We start from the raw sequence: 18,062 nt of genomic DNA on the forward strand, positions 1-18,062 counted from the left end.
TGTCTCCTCTGCCGGCTGATTGCCTCGTGCGGTATTGAGACGGCATCCACCGCGGAACGTCATCGGTCCAGGGTGGGCGGGAGGTTGAACGACGGGAACAGGGCCGGCTCGTGGAACGCGACGATCTCGGTTATCCGGCCGTCGCGGACCCGCAGCACGCCGATGCCGAACGGCACGTACGCGTGCCCGCCCGGCGGACACCGGTACGTCGCCGCGGCCAACTGGCCGTTGGCGCTCGCCGGCAGCATGCGCAGCGTTCCGATGTAGTGGGGTGAGCCTGGGTCCCAGCTCGTCGCCAGCGCTGCCAGCACGCCGTCGCGGTCGGCGAACCACTCCGGGTACGGCGGCATCGTCGCCCGCACGTCCCGCGCCAGCAGCTCGGCGACCTCGGTCAGGTCGCCGCGCTCCACCGCGGACATGTAGCGGCGCAGGATTTTGCGGTCCTCGTCGGTGGGCGGGGGTGACGGGGCCCAGTCCGACCGGTCGGGCGGCAGGTGGGTGCGCAGGGTGGCTCTGGCCCGCTGCAGTGCGCTGTTGACCGAGGCGACACTGCCGTCGAGGGCCTCGGCCGTCTGGCGGACCGGCCAGCCCAGCACGTCGCACAGGATGGTCGCGGCGCGCTGCCTCGGCGGCAGGTACTGGATGGCGGCCAGGAACGCCAGCTCCAGGGTCTCCTTCGCGACCACCGCGGCCTCCGGGTCGTCGGCGCTCGGCGCCACCGGCTCCCACAGGTGACCGGGGAACGGCTGCAACCACGGGCCGGCCGGCGAATCGGCCTGGTCGGGCAGCGTCCGGCGGCTCCGGCCGTCGAGGTAGTCCAGGCAGGCGTTGGTGGCGATCCGGTACAACCAGGCGCGCAGTGAGGAACGGCCCTCGAAGCCGTCCCGGCCGCGCCACGCACGCAGGAACACCTCCTGGACCAGGTCCTCCGCCTCGTCGAACGACCCGAGCATCCGGTAGCAGTGCACCCGCAGCTCGCCCCGGTGCCGCTCGACACGTTCGGCGAAGTCGGTCATCGGGCGGCCCTCCGGGCGTACCGCGGCTGAGCCCCCTGCCGGGGGCGCGTGACGTGGAGCCGCGCGTCGGTGACGTTGTCGAAGCGCGAGTCCCCGCCTCGGATCAGGACGAAGTGCCTTCGCACGTCGGCGCTGTAGGCCACCATGGGGCCGGACGGCGCGAGGTCGTCGCCGGTGAGCTCCTTGCCCGCGGGGAGGCGGGCGTTGAGCGCCGCCAGGGCCGCGACGGGATCGTCCGCGGGGCCGGCGGTCGCCTCAAGGTAGAGCGCCTCGGCGCCGCCCACGGGCGCATGGGAGTCGAAGACCGTGATGGCCACGTCCGGGCGTTCGGCGAGGTTACGGGAATGCCTGCTGTCCGGCGCCGACACCCAGAAGAGCCGGTCCTCGTCGCGGGCGGCGAAGAAGACGGGGGTGGCCCACGGCCGCCCCTGGCGATCGGCGGTGGCGAGCACGAGGTAGCGGCTGTCGCCGAGCAGCCGGGGAACCGTCTCCCACATGCCGGTCATCGGCCGGGGACCAGGTGCCCGGCGGTGAGCTCCGCGATCGGTGCGGTCCCGTGCCCTCCCGTGGGGGCCGCGCTCGCGTTCGCCATCGTTCCTCCTGTGATCGTCGGTGTGTCGCCACATCCTCGCGGTCACCACACGGTCTCATCAACGACGAGACTTGAACAATTGTTCTACACCCACTGAAGCAGCGGTCCGATCGGGTGGTTCGCCTACTCCCGGCCGCGCGGCACCAGGCCGCATTCATAACCGAGAATGACCGCCTGCACCCGGTCGCGTAGGCGGAGTTTGGCGAATATCCGGCCGACATGAGTGCGCACCGTCCCGTCGGACAGATACATCTCCCGCGCGATCTCGCTGTTCGACCGGCCGCGGGCGATCATGGTGAGCACCTCCAGCTCCCGCGCGGTCAGTGCCCGCAGTCTCTCGGCCTGCGACGTCTCAGGTTCACGCCGAACGTAGTGATCGATGAGGCGGCGAGTGACGGTCGGCCCGGTCACGGCCGCCCCTGAGGCGACCGCGCGCACCGCCGACAGCAGGTCCTCGGCCAGCGTGTCCTTCAGCAGAAATCCGCTCGCCCCGGCACGTAACGCATCATAGACATATTCATCCAGGTCAAAGGTGGTGAGGATGAGCACCTTGGCGAAGGCGCAGTCCTCCCTGATGCGCCGGGTGGCCTCGACACCATCCATGCCGGGCATGCGGATGTCCATCAACACCACGTCCGGCCGCTTGTCCCGGACGACCGCCAGCCCCTGATCACCGTCCGCCGCCTCGCCGACGACCCGGATGTCGTCCGTCTCATCGAAGATCATCCGAAAGGCGGCGCGGAGCAGTGACTGATCGTCCACCAGCACGACACGCGTCGGATGCCGCGACCCCGCGGCCTCATCGCTCACGCCGGCGCGACCTCCGGCGCGTGGAACACGACACGATCGAAACGCGCACCCGCGGAGGTCGGCAGGCGGGCGTGCACGCGTACGCCGCCGGCCGCGGAACGGCCGAGCTCCAACTCGCCGTCGAGCAGCTTGACCCGCTCGGCAATGCCGCGAAGGCCGTTACCCTCCTCTGCCCCGGAGAACCCGACACCGTCGTCGGAGACCTCGATCTCGACCTGACTCCGCCCAAAGGTGAGGCGCACATCGGCGCTCGCACCCGGACCCGCATGCTTCATCGTGTTCGTCAGCGCTTCCTGGATGATCCGGTAAACGGACAGATCCACGCTGGTCGGGAGGTTGACCGGTTCGCCTTCCACCCGGAAGGCAACGGGGGTGGCAGCCGCCCGGACCCGGTCGATCAGCGCGGGCAGATCGCCGGTATCCGGCAGCGGCAGCCGGTCGGCACCCTCTGAGCAGCCGCGCAGCACGCCCAGCAACTGACGCATCTCCGCCAGGGAGCTCCTGCCCACGGTGACGACCTCGCGCATCGCCTGTGCGCTCAACTCGGGGTTGCGCCGCTGGGCCGCCACCGCCGCCTGAGCCTGGGCGACCATGACCGACAGCCCGTGGGCCACAACGTCGTGCATCTCGCGGGCCAGCCGGGCGCGCTCGGCCGCGGTGGCCAGCGCGGTGCGCTGGTGCTGCTCACGCTCCAGATCCTCAGCGCGCCGGCGGGCCAGCAGGAGGCGTTCTGTCCTGCTGCGTACGCCCGTGCCCCACGCGAAGGCGAGCACGAGGACGAACATGACGCTCATGGCGGAGGTCACCGCCTCTCCCAACAGGGCGGCCAATGCGGCCACGGAATCGGGCGCCGGCCGACCGGCAAGCGCCTCCATGGACAGCTCAGCCTTGGAGCTGACCGTCCCGGGGAGGGCGAACCTGCCACCGGCGACTCCCGGGCGCAGCAGGTTGACGATGCCGATCACGTACGCCGTCGTGATCGCCAGGCCGAGCACGACGTAGGAAATTCGGCGCGTGCTGCTGTGGGCGGCCACCGCGTAGAGGGTGATGGGGACGATCAGGTCGATCGGCTGCAGGGGCACGTACAGATCGAGCTGGTGCGCCGCGCCTCCCGCAAGCGCCAGCAGGAACGCCGGTAGCGGACGTCGGTGCCGGATGAGGAGGCCGGCGACCATGACGGCGCTGAACGCCCACCAGGCCGTCGCATCGGCGTGGACCCGCGTGCTGGGACTGGACAGGAGCGTCAAGACGACGGCCACGGCGACGTCGAGGAGCAGAACCCGCCGGGCGCCGAGGAGACGGCGCCATTCAGCGATCAGGGCCATACCGCCCATCGTAGGGAGCCGCGGCCGGCCGCACATCAGCGCCGACTCGTACATGGGCCACGGCGACTTCGTCCTGAGGGAGGAGGCGAACCGGAGCCCGATCCGACGACGGGCACCTCCCAGCGCTGTCACGTTACGTGCATGACCAAATTCCTTCGACTCGGCGCCGTGGCGTTACTCGCCGCGTCCACCGCCTGCGGATCCGAGGGGGCGGCCTCCGGCTCGGGCGCCACGAGCGACGCGGAGATCCTCGGCATCGGCAAGGAGCTCGCCCAGTGCATACGCCAGAACGGCGCTCCGAACTTCCCTGACCCCACGGTCAAAGACGGCCGGCTCGTCATGGCCCAGAACCAGCCCGAGGACCAGGTCGACAAGGCACTGGCCGCCTGTGACTCGATCACGAGGAAACTGCCGCAGTCCGCTGTCGACGACCGGTACTCCGACGCCGAGATCGCCCAGTTGCGGAAGTTCGCGCAGTGCATCCGCGAGAACGGGGTTCCCGAGTGGCCCGATCCCAAGTCCGACGGCAGCTTCCCCGTCGTCGGCACCCCGCTGGACGGAAAGACCGAGCGTTTGATGCGCGCCCGCCAGGCATGCGTCCAGCACTGGGCCAAGGGGTGGCGCGCCTCGTGAACCGTCCCGCTGTGCGGTCCCGAGCCCGGGTCCTGTGGACCACGCTCCTCCTCATGGTGGCCGCAGTGACCGCCTGGATCGCCCTGCCCAGCCGGCAGCGGCCCGTGACGCCGGCTCCCAGCGTCGCCACCCAGACCGCGCCGGTGACCCGCGGCACGATCACGGAGCGCATCCAGGTCGGCGGCACCCTCGGCTACGAGGGCGACTACTCCGTGGTGCACCAGGGTGCCTCGGCCATCCTCACCAGCGTTCCCACGCCAGGAAGCCTCATCGAGCGCGGTGAACCCTTGTATTCCGTGGACGGCAAGCAGGTCCGCCTCCTGTACGGTGACCTGCCCGCCTACCGCGCCTTCGAGTACGGCATGACGAGCGGTCCCGACGTCAGGCAACTGGAGCGCAACCTCGTCCGTCTCGGCCTCGACCCCGATCGCCGGATCGACGTCGACGACCGGTTCACTCACGCCACCTCACAGGCCATCCGCGCATGGGAGGCGAGGTGGGGCGTGCGGTCGTGGGAGCGTACCGGGCGGCTGCCGCTCGGTACGGTGGCCTTCCTGCCGCGATCCCTGCGCGTGGCGGAGGCGAGGGCCGAGGTCGGGAGCGCCGTGAGCGCGAACTCCAACGTGCTGACGGGCACCTCCAACCGGCACGTGGTAACCGTCCAGTTGAGCACGGATCGGCAGCACCTGGTCAAGGCGGGCGACTCGGTGGAGATCACGTTGTCCGGGGTGAAGCCACTCAAGGGCACGGTGATTCGGGTGGGCAGGGTGGCGACGCAACCGCGGTCCGCGGGAAACGCGCAGTCGACGAGCCTGCCCGCCGCCGTGCCCGTCACCATCGGGGTCACGCTGCCGAAGGACGGCCCGAGCCTCGATCAGGCGCCGGTGCAGGCGGGCATCGCGACCATGACCCGGAAGAACGTGCTGACCGTGCCGGTGACGGCGCTGCTGGCCCGTTCCGGAGGCGGCTACGAGGTGCGGCTGGCCTCCAACCGCCTGGTGAAGGTGGAGCCCGGCCTGTTCGACAGCAGCACCGGCATGGTGGAAGTGGCCGGTGAACTCTCCACACAAGACCAGATCAAGGTGCCGGTCCAATGAGCGTGGTGCTGGAGGTACGGGACGCCTGGAAGGTGTATCCGGGCAACCCGCCCGTCGAGTCCGTACGCGGCGTGTCCTTCACCGTGGAACGCGGCGAACTCGTGGCCATCGTCGGCCCGTCAGGCTCGGGGAAGACGACGATCCTGAACATGGCGGCCGGCCTCGACCGGCCCACCTCGGGCTCGATCCGCATCGCCGGTCGCGCCGCGCACGGGTTGTCCGACCGCAGGTTGTCGGGGCTGCGCGCGCACCACATGGGCGTGGTGTTCCAGCGGTTCCACCTCCTGGACCACCTCTCCGCGCTCGACAACGTGGCCACGGGACTGCTGTACCGCGCGATCCCGGGCGGGCGGCGCCGCGCGGCCGCGGCTGAGGCGCTGGAACGGGTGGGGCTCGGCCACCGGGCGCACCACCGACCGCACGAGCTGTCCGGCGGCGAGCAGCAGCGGGTCGCCATCGCCCGGGCGGTGGTCGGCCGGCCCGAGCTGGTCTTCGCCGACGAGCCGACAGGCAATCTGGACACCGGTTCGGGCGCGGGCGTGCTCGCGCTGCTCGACGAGTTGAACGGCGACGGAACGACGATCGTGGTCATCACCCACAGCGAGGAGGTCGCCCGCGCCGGTCGAAGGCACATCGAAATGCGCGACGGGCAGATCGTGCACGATTCAAGGAGCTCCGGATGACCGCGACCGACCGGCCCCGCACGTTCCCGGGAACGCCTGCTACGAGCGGCAGCGACATCGGGCTGTCCCGGTTGCGCGCCGCGGACCTCATTCCGGTGGCAACCGGTGGGCTGCGCACCCGACGGGTCAGGGTCCTGCTGTCGATGCTCGGCATCGCGATCGGCATCTCCGCCGTCGTGGCCGTGCTCGGCATCACCCGCTCCAGCCAGGCGGACCTGCTGGCCCGGCTGGACCGGCTCGGAACGAACCTGCTCACCGTCGTGAACGGCAGCAACCTGTCGGACGCTGAGGTGCCACTGCCCGCGACGGCCACGACCACCATCGGGCACACCGAGGGCGTCGAAGCCGTGGCCCCTACCGCGGAACTCGCCGGGGTCGGCGTCTATCGGTCCGACAAGATCCCGCCGCAGATCACCGGCGGCCTGTCCGTACGGGCGGCCGACTCGTCCCTGGTCTCCACGCTCGGGGCCGACATGCTCGCCGGAACGTACCTCAACGAGGCGACCAGCCGATACCCTACGACCGTGCTCGGGCACACCGCGGCGGAGACACTCGGCATCACCGATCTCTCCGGCGCTCCCCGCGTGTGGCTCGGCGGCCGCTGGTACACGGTGATCGGCATCCTCCGTCCGATCGAGCTCGCCTCCGAGATCAACCGATCGGCCCTGATCGGTTTCCCTGTCGCGGCGCGGGACTTCGCGTACAACGACCGGCCCAGCCGCATCTACGTGCGGAGCCAGACCGAGCGCACCCTGGAGGTGTTCGAGGTGCTGGCGCGCGCCGCGAACCCGAAGAACCCGAACGAGGTGGCGGTGAGCCGGCCTTCCGACGTGCTCACCGCGCGTCTGGAGGTGGCGAACGCGACCACGACGATGTTCGTCGGCCTCGGTGCGGTCGCGCTGCTGGTGGGCGGCATCGGCATCGCGAACGTCATGGTGATCTCGGTGCTCGAACGACGGTCGGAGATCGGGCTGCGGCGTGCGCTGGGCGCAGCGCGCCGCCACGTGGCCGCGCAGTTCGTCGTGGAATCGTTCCTGCTGGGGACCGCCGGCGGCGTGGCGGGCGTGCTCGTCGGGGTCACCGTCACCTACGGCATGGCGGTGCACCTCGGCTGGCAGGTGATCATCCCACCGGCCGCGATGTCCGCGGGGCTGGGGACTGCGATGGCGATCGGCGTGCTGTCGGGCATCTACCCGGCGCTACGCGCGGCCTCCATGCCACCGACCCAGGCACTCCGAACGTCCTGAGCCGCACTGCGCCGGCCCGTCCTGAAGACGACCTTCGGGAGAGCGCACCAGACGTCGGCGAACGCGGCCCCGAGCTCGTCGCCACGCAACGACGGATCCGTATGGACCCGCAGAGGATGTAGACCTGGTCATGTGACCTCCGGGGATCAGCCCGTGGACACCGCGGACCCGCTCCGGCCGATCATGTCGAGCAGAAGCTTCGCGGCCACCTCCGCCCCGTCGGTGCGGACCGTCTCGGCCACGACGGCCGCGCGGGCACCGGTCTCGGGGGCCAGGGCGATCTTGAGTGCGGCCGAGAGGGACTCGGCGGTCGGCGTCGGACCGTCGTGTCCCGTGCCGATGCCGAGCTCGGTCACCCGGCCCGCCCAGTACGGCTGATCCGCGACCTGAGGCACGATCACCTGCGGCGCCCCGGCACGAGCGGCCGTCGTCGTCGTGCCCGCGCCGCCGTGGTGCACGACCGCGGCCACCCGGCGGAACAGCGCCTGCTGGTTGACCTCCCCGACGACGAAGCAGTCGTCCCGGTCGTCGATCAGGGCCAGGTCGGCCCAGCCGCTGCCGAGCAGAACGCGGCGACCCCGCGTCCGGACCGCTTCGATGACGGCCCGGGAGACCTCCTGCGCGTTCGCGCCCCGGATCAGCATGCTGCCGAAGCCCACGTACACCGGCTCCGCACCGGCGGCCAGGAACGCCTCCAGGCCGACTGGGAGCGGACGCTGGTCCGGCCGGATCCACGCGCCGGTCTGCGTCACGTCGAGCTCCGGCGTCTCCTGCCACGGGCCCAGAACCGGGTCGGCCGCCAGGAACGGGTGGCCGGTGAAGACGTGGTCGCGGACGCCGCTCACCGGCGGCAGGCCGATCGAGGTCCTGTGGGTGTTGATCGTGTCGCCGAACAGGGCTTCCATGTGCTCGGCGTGCAGGTCCCACAGGCCCCGGTTGCCGGTCACCTCAGGGGGGATCACCTGGCCCGGCCGGCGGAGAGGAGGGTGATGCGACGACGGCAGGTAACACGGGGAGAAGGACGCGAACACATAGGGCACGCCCAGCTTCTCGGCCGCCGTCCGCGTACCGGCCAGGGCCGGGAACGAGCCGGCGGCCACCACCGCGGCGCAGCCCTCGGCCGCCCCGGCGACCGCCTCGTAGGCCATGGCGGTCAGTTCGGCGGCGATGTCGGACAGGCCCGCCTTGCCGGGGATCGCCCCCGTCGCCAGCGCGCGGATCGGCCAGCCTACGGGAGTCAGCGGCACGGCGACATCGTCCAGCAGCTCCGCGAAATCCGGCGGCGCGCACACCGTTACTTCGACGCCGTGAGCCTGTAGCCGCACCGCCAGCCCTGCCATGGGCTCGACGTCCCCGCGCGACCCGTAACTCACCAACACAACCCGCATCCCGCAGCCCCCAGTTTCCGTACGTTCCGGCCGAAGGGTGATTGTGCGGTACGACCGGGGCCTTGTGGCAAGGCCCCCCATGCGCTATAGGCTGGTAGTGGCAAGGAGCGGATGTCCCCCTTGCCATTTTTCCAGGCGAGGGGATCAGCCGGGCTGAGTCAGGGCGCGGATGGTCTCCTCGAAACGCCGCGCCTCGTTCCGGTCCACGGCACGATCGAGGATCTTTCCCTTCTTCCAGGTCGTGAACGGTTCGGCCGGCGGATGGTCGATGAGCGCGGTGATCGGCGGCACGGCCTTGGCCAGCGGCTGGGCGAAGGCCGCCGACGCCACTCGCACGATGCCGCGTAGCGGCTGTTTGAAGGGCTCGTGCAGCCCTGTCGCCACGAACACCGGGTTGTACAGCACGTACTTCGTACGCTCAGAGGCATAGGCCGTCCCCAGTAACTCGCTGGCCCTGGCTCCCTGCATGGTCGCGGTGACAGCCCGGTACTTGTGCTTCAGCTGGAGGTCGTCCCAGTGAATCCGGCCGCCCTGCCCCGCGCCGCACAGGTTGATGATCACTGGGGTCGCCGCGTTCTCCAGCGGGCCACGCAGTCCTTCGGCCATGAGCCAGCGGTTGAGCACGTAGAGGGCGAAGGTGTGCTCGAAACCCTCCTCGGTCTCTACTCGTGTGGGATTGAACCGGAACGCGGCGAGCACCAAGGCGTCGATCATGGGGTGCTCGGCGTTGAGTCGTTCCACCAGGTCGCGGGTCTGGCGCAGGGAGCTGAGGTCGGATCTGACGAAGTGGGCCTTCGGCACCTCCTCGCGCAGGCGCCGCCCGCCCTCGTCGCTGCTGCCCACCGCCACGACCTGATCGCCGAGCTCGGCGTAGTGGCGGGCCAGGGCCTTGCCGATGCCGTTCGTGCCGCCGGATATCACGATGGTCCGAGCCATAAGTTGAGGACCTCCTCAAGTTGAGAGGCCCCTCAAGTTAGCTAAGCTGGCGGGCATGCGCAAGGACGCCGTGCAAAACCGTGAGCGCCTCCTGCAGGCGGCGCGGCAGCTGTTCGCGGATCGGGGGCTCGACGTGCCGCTCGACGAGATCGCCCGCGCGGCAGGGGTGAGCATCGGCACGCTCTACAATCGCTTCCCCACCCGAGACGCCCTCGTGGAGGCGGCCTTCGCGGACCGAGCGGCGACCGTGACCGAGCTGGCCGAGCACGCGCTGGCCATGGACAACCCCTGGGAGGGGTTCGTCGCGTTCCTGACCGGCGTGTGCGAACTGCAAGCGGCCGACCTCGGCTACAACGACCTCGCCGCACGCACGGCCGCGGTGGACGGGGATCGCGGGTACGGCCTGATGCGGGAGATCCTCGAACGCGCCCAGCGAGGCGGGGAGTTGCGGGCCGACGTCACACTCACTGACATGGCGTTCGTGGTCTGGGGAGTGGCGGCGACCGTCAGAGCCACCCACAAGGTGGCCCCGGGAGCCTGGCGGCGACACCTCGCCCTGGCCCTGGACGGCCTGCACGCCACCGCGGCCCACCCCCTGCCGATCCCTCCCATGTCCACCGCGCAGACCCGCGCCGCACTGCGGGACTGCTGAGCGGTGATGTCAGCGACGGTGGGGGAGCGCCGCCTGGTACCTGGCCGCCGCTGAGTCCGAGGGCCCCGCGCCTGGCCGTGACGAGCCGGATGTCTGTCGTGAGGGAGGGCCTGCTGCTCGCCGGGTAGGACCTCTGGTGAGCACGCCTCCGCCGTTGTACGTTTGCGTCTCTGCCTCCCCCCGGTGGAAAGGCCGATCATGCGCGGGTTGTTTGCGTCGCTGTCGCTGCTCGCGGCGGTCATGTTGATCACGGGGTGCGGCGAGGACGCCCCGGCTGATCCGGCGCTGCGGGCCGAGCTGCTGACGATGATGGAACGCGACCAGCAGGTCAGAGCCCCCGGCGCGGACCCCGACCGGATGGCCGGCGTGGATCGCGCCAACACCGAACGGATGCGGCGGATCCTCGACACGCACGGCTGGCCCGGCCACGCCCTGGTGGGCGAGGACGGCGCCCACGCGGCCTGGGTGATGGTCCAGCACGCCGACCTCGACCCCGAATTCCAGCGTCGCGGCCTCGCGCTGATGCGGCAGGCCGTGGCGAAGGACGACGCCGATCCGGGAGACCTGGCCTACCTCACCGACCGGGTACGGGTGGCGGAGAAGAAGCCGCAGGTGTACGGCACGCAGTGGGGTGTGGACGCGGAGGGGACGTGGCAGCCGCGCACCCCCATCGAGAACGAGGCCGAGGTGGACGAACGCCGTGCCGAAGCCGGGCTGCAGCCGCTGCGGGACTACCTGAAGGAGCTGCAGTCCATGCAGTGACGCACCCGGCCCGCCGTTCGCGGGCCGCCTCAGGTTTCCGCCGCCTCCGACGAGCCCTGGGCTGCCGGTGAACGGGTGAGCAGCGCCCTGGCGGACTTGCGGAACGCCGCCACCAGGCGGTTGCGGTCGCCGGCCCGGGTCGCCAGCACGACGTGACTCGGCTCGACGCCCTCCAGGGGGATCGAGGTGACGTCCGGGCGGAGGCTGACGAAGATCGGGCCGGCCGCGATGGCCACCGCCTCCCCGGCGGCGATCAGTTCGAACTTGTCCTCGATGCCGGCGATGAGCGGGCCGCCGGGGGCCGGGCGGCCGTCGGGCCGGGGATCGATACGCCAGTACGCCTCCCAGACCGGGTCCGGGTCGGCCAGCCGGGGCAGCGGCTCGTCGGCGATGTCGTCCAGCGTCACGGACTCCTGGCCCGCCAGGCGGTGGTCACGCGAGACCAGCAGCATGCGCGGCTCGTCGTACAGGATCGTCACGTCGAGCCCGTCGGTCGCGAACGGCAGGCGGGTCACCACAGCGTCCACACGGTGGTCGAGCAGGGCGGGGCGCGGCTCGTTCCAGGCCACGTGTGAGGTGCGTACGTCGGCGTCAGGGTGCAGGCGGCGCAGCTCGCGCACGGCCGGCGTGACGATGAGGCCCGACGTGTACCCGATCGTGATCCGGCTGGGCCGAGCGGCGGCGCGGGCCTGCGCCGCCGCCTGGGCGGCCGAGCGCAGCAGCGTCTTGGCGCGGGGCAGGAAGACCTCGCCCGCCTCGGTGAGCCGCGTGCCCTGCGACGTACGGTCGAGCAGGCGGGCGCCCAGTTGCCGCTCAAGGCCGCGGATCTGGCGGCTCAGCGACGGCTGGGTGATGTGCAGGGCCTCGGCGGCGCGGCCGAAGTGCCGGTGCTCGGCGACGGCCGTGAAGTAGCGTACGAGCCGCAGATCGAGGTCGGGCGATTCGGTCATATCCCGCAGCTTACTGCGGTGATGCCTGAAACGTATTGCCCGATGCGGAACAGGCTTTGGACGCGGGACGGCGCCGGCTCCGACGATGGGAACACCGCTGAAGAAGGAGATCATCATGCGTGTTTTCGTCACCGGGGCCACGGGTTTCGTGGGTTCCGCCGTCGTTCGTGAGCTCATCGAGGCCGGGCACCAGGTGGCCGGCCTGGCCCGTACGGACGAGGCCGCCGCCGCGTTGAGGGCCGCGGGAGCCGAGCCCCGCCCCGGCTCGCTCGACGACCTCGCCGGCCTGCGCGACGGGGCCGCCGCCGCGGACGGCGTCATCCACCTGGCCTTCGTGCACGACTTCGCGAACTTCGAGGCCGCCAACCAGACCGACCGGCGGGCCATCGCGGCGCTCGGCGAGGCGCTGGCGGGGTCCGGCCGGCCGTTCGTGATCACTTCGGGCACCGGCGTGCTCCCGCCCGGCCGCGTCGGCACCGAGGAGGACGAGCCGGGGACGCATTCGCCTCGGGGGGCCGCCGAGCAGGTGGGGCTGTCGTTCGTGGAGCGCGGGGTGCGGGCCTCGCTGGTGCGGCTGCCGCTGGTGCATGGGGAGGGCGACCCGGGGTTCGTCGCGACCGCGATCGGCATCGCCCGCGAGAAGGGCGTCTCCGCCTACGTGGGCGACGGCGACCACCGCTGGTCGAGCGTGCACCGGCTGGACGCCGCCCGCCTGTACCGGCTGGCCCTGGAGGAGGCTCCCACGGGCGCACGGCTGCACGCCGTCGCCGAGGAGGGCGTGCCGGTACGCGACATCGCCGGCGTCATCGGGAGCCGGCTCGGCGTGCCGGTGACCGCGATCACCTCGGGGGAGGCGTACGAGCACTTCGGCTGGCTGGCCTCCTTCGTCACGCTGGACATGCCGGCCTCCTCCGCCCTGACCCAGAAACTGCTGGACTGGCATCCCGCCCGGCCCGGGCTCATCGAGGACCTGAACGCGGGACACTACTTCAAGGGCTGACCCCTCCTCCCTGGTCCTGACCGGCCGCTGGCCGTTGTCGAACGAACGTGCCGGTCAGTCGCATAAGGGTCGTCGCGGCGGCATGCGGTTCAGCCCACGCCCCAGATCGGCCGGTCGGGATCGGCGGGAGGAAGTTTCGACAAGATGGCGGCCACGCTGTCCCAGTCGGCCACCTCGACGTTGTTGGTCATGAGGCGGAGTCGTTCGGCGATCTCGTGGTGCGCGTCGAGGAGTACCTGGATGCCCGCGATGATCTGACCGGTGACCGCCTCGTAACCGCTGGCGCCGCCCTGGCCCTTGAAGAACGTCGCGCCCTCTGTGGTGCCGCCCCAGAAGTCGCCGATGGCGTTCAGGTCCTCGGCGGCCTCGGTGACGAACCTGGCCAGGTCCTCCCTTTCGAGGTCGAACGCTGCTGCCACCCCGCGGACCGGAGCTTTGTGGAACTCCATGCCGTCCTCAGCCTCCCGCCGGCTTGTGAGCCATGGTGAAGTACAGGAGCACCCGGCCCAGGGTCTCCTTCCAGGTGGGGATGAGCTCCTCGCCCGACTGCCCGTTCATGGCGTCGTACGAGGGGCCGTACCCGATCGACCCGCCGGCCAGGCGGCTCAGGAAATACTGGACGTCCGCGTTCGCGGTCACCTTCCTGGCCACGGGCGCGGCCGCGTCGAACACCCCGTAGAAGGCGACCGAGGCGGCGAACTCCTTCAGCGCCTGCGTGGCGTTCTCCCCGAGCGAGCCGGGGTCCTCACCGCGCGCCGCCTTGACGCCCGCCACGACCGCCACGTCGCCCACGGCGAAGAAGACGCTGCCGATCGTGTACTCCGTCAGCTTGCTCAGCACGATCTTGGCGATGCTGTGTTCCAGCAGCTTCGCCAGCAGCCGGGCCTGCGCCCGCCGGATGAGGATCTGCGTGATCTGGTACGCCGCCCCGGCCTGCCAGGGGAAGGTGGTGATGAAGACGAAGCTGGCGAGGTTCGCCAGGGCCAGCGTCCAGTACGCGTCCCGGGCGGCCTTGATCGTCTCGGCGAAGTCGACGCAGGCGGCGCTGTTGTCGCGGCACCGTCTTGCGAGCTTGGCGGCGTACCCGTCCGCCTCGGGCTGCCGGTACAGCTCGGCGGTGACCGCCGACTTGAACGCCTCCACTCCGTCCCCTTCGTTCCTGCGCCACACCGACTCCGCGGCCGGGTAGGTGCGGTCGGGGCTCTGCTCGATGCGGTCGGCCAGGCGGGCCCAGACGGCGGCGGCCTGGCGGGCCTTGTCCGGATCGCCCTCGGGATAGTCGACGGCCAGCATCTCGAACACGAAGGCGGCGATGCCGAGGGTGCCGAACCCGTAGATGCTCGCGCGACCGGGATTGATCCTCAACGCCGCCGAGCCCCATCAGTACGGTCGCCGTCCAGCAGCGTGCCGGCGATGAACGGCGCCACCAGGTCGTTCGCCTCCTGCTGGGCGTCGCGCGCCGCCCGTGCGGCGGCCTCCATGATCGCCGCCGCGAGCTGGTCGGAGCCGAGCCGCATGGCGCGCGGATCGATCGTGAGCCCGACGAGCGTCCCGGTCTGCGTCACGTTCACCACCACCCGGCCGTCGGCCGCCTCACCCCGGCCTTTGACGGAGCCGATCCGATCGCGCAGCCCTTCCAGCGCCGCCAGATCCTGCTGAAAGCCCTGAAGGAGCCTGCCCAGTTCCTGGTCGCCATCGGTGGCGAACGGATCTGTCGGTGATGTCATCCCGCCTCCTGATCACCCGCGCGAGCTCCTTAATATACATAAAAAGATAGGAAATAAGGGTTTTCCGGCTCCGGGGTGGGCCGCTCTGTCATGGCTGAGGAACGGCGGCCAGGTTCACCACGCGCACTCCGTCGGCCTGGGTCCAGAAGATGACGCCGCCGCCTGTCGACCACTGCGTTTCACCCGACGGCAGCTTGGCTCCCTCGAAGCTCACGGTCGTATTCGAGCGGGCGTCGTAAATCTCCCCAGAGCCGGTGAGGAAGCGATCCCGGTACGGATAACCGCGCAACCCCCGGTGCACCTGGTTCCAGCCGCCGTCGCTGCGCTGCACGATGGCATGCTCCCCGCGTGTCCCGGTGCACCAGGTCGGCCCGCAACGCAGGCCCTCAACCCCTGCCGCGGGGCGGACCTCGATGGTGCGCCCCGTCTGCAGATTGACGACTCTCGTCGGATTCGTACGCACGTCCAGAGGCTCGTCCGTCGCCCACGGCCACTCCACAAGCTGCAGCCCCTTGGACCTGGCCACCCGTTCGAGAGTCCCGCCGTCGATCCCCATCCGCCAGACGCCATCCAGCGGTGCCGACCAGACAACATCCTGACCGGCGAGCGCGATGCGATCGATGTTCTTCCCCAGGGTCGGGCCGACCTTCCTGGCCTGCCCACCGGGCCGCAAGGGAACGACCCAGAAATGCCCGTCGGCGATCCAGAGCACCCGCTCACGGTCGACGGCCAGTTGTTGCGGGGCTTGCCCGAGCGTGGCGACCAAGCGCGAACGCTTGGAGCGGGAGTCGTACACCTTGAGTGCTCCCGGCTCGGCCCAGACCAGCACCTCTGTGGCGCTGATCGCCGCCAACGGCCTGGAGTGCCCAGGCATGGTGAACACGGCCTGCGGCCACACCCGCTCGACCGCGTTCCTCCGCGGCTCCACCGTGTCCATGACACCAGGCGCTGCCGCGGGCCAGGCGACCAGCATGCCCCACCCCAGGGTCGCCGCGCAGACCGCCGCGAGCGCCCCCTTGGCCCTCCTGCGCACCAGGCTCCGCTGTTTCGCCATCACGCCGGGCAGCACATCCCGGTTCTCGGCCCGATCGGCGATGGTGCGCAACGCCTGGGCCAACCGTTCCTCGGTTGTCATCTCCACCTCCCCGTGAGAGCGTCCGCGCGGACGCGGAGCGTGGCCAGCGCACGCGAGACCTGGCTGCGGACGGTCGCCTGCGAGATGCCGAGCCTCGCCGCGATCTCCTCATCGGCGAGATCCTCGTAGTAGCGCAGCACCAGCACCGCGCGCTGCCTGGCCGGTAAGGCCCGCAGACGCTGCCAGATCTCGCCGAGCTCGGGTTCGTCATCGTGGACCGGCGAGGGAATGTCAGCGGTAAGGTGCTCCCGCCGTCGCCTGCGCCACCAGCTCACATGCTGCCGCGCCATGATCGTTCTCACGTAGCCCTCGGGGTCGTCCTTGTTGCGCACACGCCGCCACGAGGAGCTCAGCTTGAGCAGCGCCTCCTGGACCAGATCGGCCGCGTCATCGGCGTTGCCGGTCAGCACCAGGCCGTAGCGCAGCAGTGCATGGCTTCTGGCGCGGACGAACTCCTCGAACTCCACCTTCCAGGGACGCACAGGCCGACGTCCTCGTTGCAAGAACTTTTGTAGGGTGGGGACGATACGGCAGGCTGAGGGCGCGAAGGAGGCGGCGGTGCACAACGTCCGCGTTCACCTTTGCGTCCGGGTTCGGCCGGGACGGCGTGGGCAGTCGCCGCGGCCGCTGGAGTTCCGGCCGATCGGCACGAACGGCTACGTCAGCACGTGGGGCGCGATCATGAGCGTCTGCCCACCGAAGCACGCCTGAGCCCACCGCTCGGCTCAGGCACACGAGCTGGGGGCGCTGTCGGCGCCCACCCTGCGTACCGTCCCGGGAGACGTTCCTCCATGCCTGCTGTTTTCACACGAATGATCGCTGCCCTGCGTTCGGATATGGTCAGCGGCCTGCTGCTCATCGGCGCCGCCCTCGTTGCGATGATCTGGGCGAACTCTTCACTCGCCGGCTCCTATGAGGCACTGCGCACCTTCGCCTTCGGCCCGGCCGGGCTGCACCTGCGCCTGACCGTCCAGGAGTGGGCGGCTGACGGGCTGCTGACGGTGTTCTTCTTCATCGTCGGTAACGAGCTCAAGCAGGAGCTCGTGCACGGCGAACTCAGGGATCCGCGCCGGGCGATGCTGCCTATCGTCGCCGCGCTCGGCGGTGTCGCCGTGCCCGCCGCGGTGTTCCTCGCGGTCAATGCCGGCTCCGGCGGTGAGGCGGCGCGCGGCTGGGGCATCCCGATGGCCACCGACATCGCCTTCGCGTTGGCGGTGCTGGCCATCGTGGGGCGGCGCCTGCCCACGCCGCTGCGGACGTTCCTGCTGACGCTGGCGACCGTGGACGACGTGTGCGCGGTCATCGTCATCGCCGTCGGCTACACCGCCGACCTGAACCTGGCCGCGCTGGTCATGGCGGCCGCGGGTCTGGCCGGCTGGGCCTGGTTGCAGTACGGGCGCGACCGGGCCGCCGCCGGGCTGCGGTCGAGGGTGACGGGCCGGCTGTTGCAGGGGCCGTTCGCCGTACTGATCTGGGTGCTGGTGCACGGTTCGGGCGTGCACGCCACCGTCGCCGGCGTTGCGATGGGCCTGCTGATGCGTACCCGTGCCCGCGACGGCGAGACGACCTCACCCTCCCACCGGGCCGAGGAGGCACTACGGCCGGTCAGTTCCGGCCTCGTGCTGCCGGTGTTCGCGTTGATGTCGGCCGGCATCAGCCTGTCCGGGGCGGGCGGTTTCTGGTCCAGCACCATCACCTGGGGCGTGCTGGCCGGACTGATCGGCGGCAAACTCATCGGCGTCTTCGGCGCGTCCTGGCTGGTCGCCCGCTTCACCAGCGCTCACCTCAACCCGCAGTTGTCCTGGATCGACATCGCCGGTCTCGGCGTGCTCGCGAGCATCGGCTTCACCATCTCCCTGCTGTTCGCCGAACTCTCCTACACCAGCCAGGCCCACCTCACCCAGGCCAAGGGCGCTATCCTGCTGGCCTCCGCCGTCGCCTGCGTGCTGGGAGCGGTGGTGCTCGGCCTCCGCAACCGCAACCGGGAATGACGAACTCATCGCCCTTGGGCGCCGGTTGCCAGCGCGGTCAGCAACTGCTCCAGCGCGGGAGTGAGCGGCTCGGCCCGTACGGCGAGCGACGTGACAAGGGTTGGCCGGGTCAGCGGGC

20 protein-coding genes are annotated in these 18,062 nt (G+C 70.7%); 8 read left to right on the forward strand and 12 right to left on the reverse strand.

Features of this window, described 5'->3' with window-relative positions:
• Positions 1–59 precede the first annotated feature (59 nt).
• From BLS95_RS38955 to BLS95_RS38970, 4 genes are all read right to left on the reverse strand, one after another.
• Positions 60–1,016, reverse strand: a complete 957-nt coding sequence (locus BLS95_RS38955; RefSeq protein ID WP_090943691.1) for an RNA polymerase subunit sigma-70 — start codon at positions 1,014–1,016, stop codon at positions 60–62.
• Entirely contained in the window at positions 1,013–1,513 is a 501-nt protein-coding gene (locus BLS95_RS38960; protein ID WP_176993613.1) for a pyridoxamine 5'-phosphate oxidase family protein, read from the reverse strand. Before BLS95_RS38960 ends, BLS95_RS38955 begins: the two co-directional genes overlap by 4 nt.
• A gap of 218 nt (positions 1,514–1,731) precedes the next feature.
• Positions 1,732–2,418 (reverse strand): response regulator, encoded by a 687-nt coding sequence (locus BLS95_RS38965; RefSeq protein ID WP_245765551.1) that lies wholly within the window; start codon positions 2,416–2,418, stop codon positions 1,732–1,734.
• Entirely contained in the window at positions 2,415–3,743 is a 1,329-nt protein-coding gene (locus BLS95_RS38970; protein ID WP_176993614.1) for a sensor histidine kinase, read from the reverse strand. The genes BLS95_RS38965 and BLS95_RS38970 overlap by 4 nt, the downstream gene beginning before the upstream one ends.
• Before the next feature lie 141 nt (positions 3,744–3,884).
• Here BLS95_RS38970 and BLS95_RS38975 point away from each other — a divergent pair, with 141 nt between their 5' ends.
• The 4 genes from BLS95_RS38975 to BLS95_RS38990 are packed head-to-tail and all read left to right on the forward strand — an operon-like array spanning position 3,885 to position 7,403.
• Positions 3,885–4,376, forward strand: coding sequence for a hypothetical protein (locus tag BLS95_RS38975; RefSeq protein ID WP_143044043.1), 492 nt, complete (start codon positions 3,885–3,887; stop codon positions 4,374–4,376).
• A 53-nt stretch (positions 4,377–4,429) separates the two neighbouring features.
• A complete protein-coding gene (locus tag BLS95_RS38980) occupies positions 4,430–5,473 on the forward strand; it encodes an efflux RND transporter periplasmic adaptor subunit (protein ID WP_176993615.1) in 1,044 nt (347 codons plus the stop codon).
• Positions 5,470–6,156, forward strand: coding sequence for an ABC transporter ATP-binding protein (locus tag BLS95_RS38985; protein ID WP_090943709.1), 687 nt, complete (start codon positions 5,470–5,472; stop codon positions 6,154–6,156). Before BLS95_RS38980 ends, BLS95_RS38985 begins: the two co-directional genes overlap by 4 nt.
• Positions 6,153–7,403: an ABC transporter permease gene (locus tag BLS95_RS38990; protein ID WP_090943712.1), complete on the forward strand. Its 1,251-nt coding sequence runs from the start codon at positions 6,153–6,155 to the stop codon at positions 7,401–7,403. Before BLS95_RS38985 ends, BLS95_RS38990 begins: the two co-directional genes overlap by 4 nt.
• A 146-nt stretch (positions 7,404–7,549) precedes the next feature.
• Here the strand turns inward: BLS95_RS38990 and BLS95_RS38995 are convergent, their stop codons facing one another.
• Both BLS95_RS38995 and BLS95_RS39000 read right to left on the reverse strand, forming a co-directional pair.
• Positions 7,550–8,776, reverse strand: a complete 1,227-nt coding sequence (locus BLS95_RS38995) for a glycosyltransferase (RefSeq protein ID WP_245765552.1) — start codon at positions 8,774–8,776, stop codon at positions 7,550–7,552.
• 159 nt (positions 8,777–8,935) lie between these two features.
• Positions 8,936–9,727, reverse strand: a complete 792-nt coding sequence (locus BLS95_RS39000) for an SDR family NAD(P)-dependent oxidoreductase (protein WP_090943716.1) — start codon at positions 9,725–9,727, stop codon at positions 8,936–8,938.
• A 55-nt stretch (positions 9,728–9,782) separates the two neighbouring features.
• Here BLS95_RS39000 and BLS95_RS39005 point away from each other — a divergent pair, with 55 nt between their 5' ends.
• Both BLS95_RS39005 and BLS95_RS39010 read left to right on the forward strand, forming a co-directional pair.
• Positions 9,783–10,379 (forward strand): TetR/AcrR family transcriptional regulator, encoded by a 597-nt coding sequence (locus BLS95_RS39005; protein ID WP_090943719.1) that lies wholly within the window; start codon positions 9,783–9,785, stop codon positions 10,377–10,379.
• A 198-nt stretch (positions 10,380–10,577) separates the two neighbouring features.
• A complete protein-coding gene (locus BLS95_RS39010) occupies positions 10,578–11,141 on the forward strand; it encodes a DUF6624 domain-containing protein (protein ID WP_218136204.1) in 564 nt (187 codons plus the stop codon).
• A gap of 29 nt (positions 11,142–11,170) precedes the next feature.
• On the opposite strand, the gene BLS95_RS39015 is transcribed toward BLS95_RS39010, so the two are convergent.
• Entirely contained in the window at positions 11,171–12,091 is a 921-nt protein-coding gene (locus tag BLS95_RS39015) for a LysR family transcriptional regulator (protein ID WP_090943722.1), read from the reverse strand.
• Between the two features lie 115 nt (positions 12,092–12,206).
• On the opposite strand from BLS95_RS39015, the gene BLS95_RS39020 reads away from it, so the two are divergent.
• Entirely contained in the window at positions 12,207–13,091 is an 885-nt protein-coding gene (locus BLS95_RS39020) for an SDR family oxidoreductase (RefSeq protein ID WP_090943931.1), read from the forward strand.
• An 89-nt stretch (positions 13,092–13,180) separates the two neighbouring features.
• On the opposite strand, the gene BLS95_RS39025 is transcribed toward BLS95_RS39020, so the two are convergent.
• The 5 genes from BLS95_RS39025 to BLS95_RS39045 form a co-directional block, all read right to left on the reverse strand.
• Positions 13,181–13,540, reverse strand: coding sequence for a hypothetical protein (locus BLS95_RS39025; RefSeq protein WP_090943725.1), 360 nt, complete (start codon positions 13,538–13,540; stop codon positions 13,181–13,183).
• A gap of 7 nt (positions 13,541–13,547) precedes the next feature.
• On the reverse strand, positions 13,548–14,456 hold the full coding sequence (locus BLS95_RS39030; RefSeq protein WP_090943728.1) for a WXG100-like domain-containing protein: 909 nt from the start codon (positions 14,454–14,456) through the stop codon (positions 13,548–13,550).
• Positions 14,453–14,818, reverse strand: a complete 366-nt coding sequence (locus tag BLS95_RS39035; RefSeq protein ID WP_090943731.1) for a YbaB/EbfC family nucleoid-associated protein — start codon at positions 14,816–14,818, stop codon at positions 14,453–14,455. The genes BLS95_RS39030 and BLS95_RS39035 overlap by 4 nt, the downstream gene beginning before the upstream one ends.
• Positions 14,819–14,906: 88 nt before the next feature.
• Positions 14,907–15,953: a hypothetical protein gene (locus BLS95_RS39040; protein WP_090943734.1), complete on the reverse strand. Its 1,047-nt coding sequence runs from the start codon at positions 15,951–15,953 to the stop codon at positions 14,907–14,909.
• Complete coding sequence (locus BLS95_RS39045) at positions 15,950–16,435, reverse strand: SigE family RNA polymerase sigma factor (protein ID WP_245765553.1); 486 nt, start codon at positions 16,433–16,435, stop codon at positions 15,950–15,952. Before BLS95_RS39045 ends, BLS95_RS39040 begins: the two co-directional genes overlap by 4 nt.
• A 330-nt stretch (positions 16,436–16,765) precedes the next feature.
• Between BLS95_RS39045 and nhaA the strand changes: the two genes are divergently transcribed.
• Positions 16,766–17,944 (forward strand): Na+/H+ antiporter NhaA, encoded by a 1,179-nt coding sequence (gene nhaA / locus BLS95_RS39050; RefSeq protein ID WP_245765554.1) that lies wholly within the window; start codon positions 16,766–16,768, stop codon positions 17,942–17,944.
• The last annotated feature ends 118 nt before the right edge of the window (positions 17,945–18,062 follow it).

Source organism: Nonomuraea jiangxiensis (genome assembly GCF_900099965.1).
Taxonomy (GTDB): Bacteria; Actinomycetota; Actinomycetes; order Streptosporangiales; family Streptosporangiaceae; genus Nonomuraea; species Nonomuraea jiangxiensis.

Coding starts and splice junctions, on each gene's coding strand:
- BLS95_RS38955 (WP_090943691.1), bottom strand. CDS start 1,016: ATGACCGACTTCGCCGAACGTGTCGAGCGGCACCGGGGCGAGCTGCGG.
- BLS95_RS38960 (WP_176993613.1), bottom strand. CDS start 1,513: ATGTGGGAGACGGTTCCCCGGCTGCTCGGCGACAGCCGCTACCTCGTG.
- BLS95_RS38970 (WP_176993614.1), bottom strand. CDS start 3,743: ATGGCCCTGATCGCTGAATGGCGCCGTCTCCTCGGCGCCCGGCGGGTT.
- BLS95_RS38975 (WP_143044043.1), top strand. CDS start 3,885: ATGACCAAATTCCTTCGACTCGGCGCCGTGGCGTTACTCGCCGCGTCC.
- BLS95_RS38980 (WP_176993615.1), top strand. CDS start 4,430: ATGGTGGCCGCAGTGACCGCCTGGATCGCCCTGCCCAGCCGGCAGCGG.
- BLS95_RS38985 (WP_090943709.1), top strand. CDS start 5,470: ATGAGCGTGGTGCTGGAGGTACGGGACGCCTGGAAGGTGTATCCGGGC.
- BLS95_RS38990 (WP_090943712.1), top strand. CDS start 6,153: ATGACCGCGACCGACCGGCCCCGCACGTTCCCGGGAACGCCTGCTACG.
- BLS95_RS39000 (WP_090943716.1), bottom strand. CDS start 9,727: ATGGCTCGGACCATCGTGATATCCGGCGGCACGAACGGCATCGGCAAG.
- BLS95_RS39005 (WP_090943719.1), top strand. CDS start 9,783: ATGCGCAAGGACGCCGTGCAAAACCGTGAGCGCCTCCTGCAGGCGGCG.
- BLS95_RS39010 (WP_218136204.1), top strand. CDS start 10,578: ATGCGCGGGTTGTTTGCGTCGCTGTCGCTGCTCGCGGCGGTCATGTTG.
- BLS95_RS39015 (WP_090943722.1), bottom strand. CDS start 12,091: ATGACCGAATCGCCCGACCTCGATCTGCGGCTCGTACGCTACTTCACG.
- BLS95_RS39020 (WP_090943931.1), top strand. CDS start 12,207: ATGCGTGTTTTCGTCACCGGGGCCACGGGTTTCGTGGGTTCCGCCGTC.
- BLS95_RS39025 (WP_090943725.1), bottom strand. CDS start 13,540: ATGGAGTTCCACAAAGCTCCGGTCCGCGGGGTGGCAGCAGCGTTCGAC.
- BLS95_RS39035 (WP_090943731.1), bottom strand. CDS start 14,818: ATGACATCACCGACAGATCCGTTCGCCACCGATGGCGACCAGGAACTG.
- BLS95_RS39040 (WP_090943734.1), bottom strand. CDS start 15,953: ATGACAACCGAGGAACGGTTGGCCCAGGCGTTGCGCACCATCGCCGAT.
- nhaA (WP_245765554.1), top strand. CDS start 16,766: ATGATCGCTGCCCTGCGTTCGGATATGGTCAGCGGCCTGCTGCTCATC.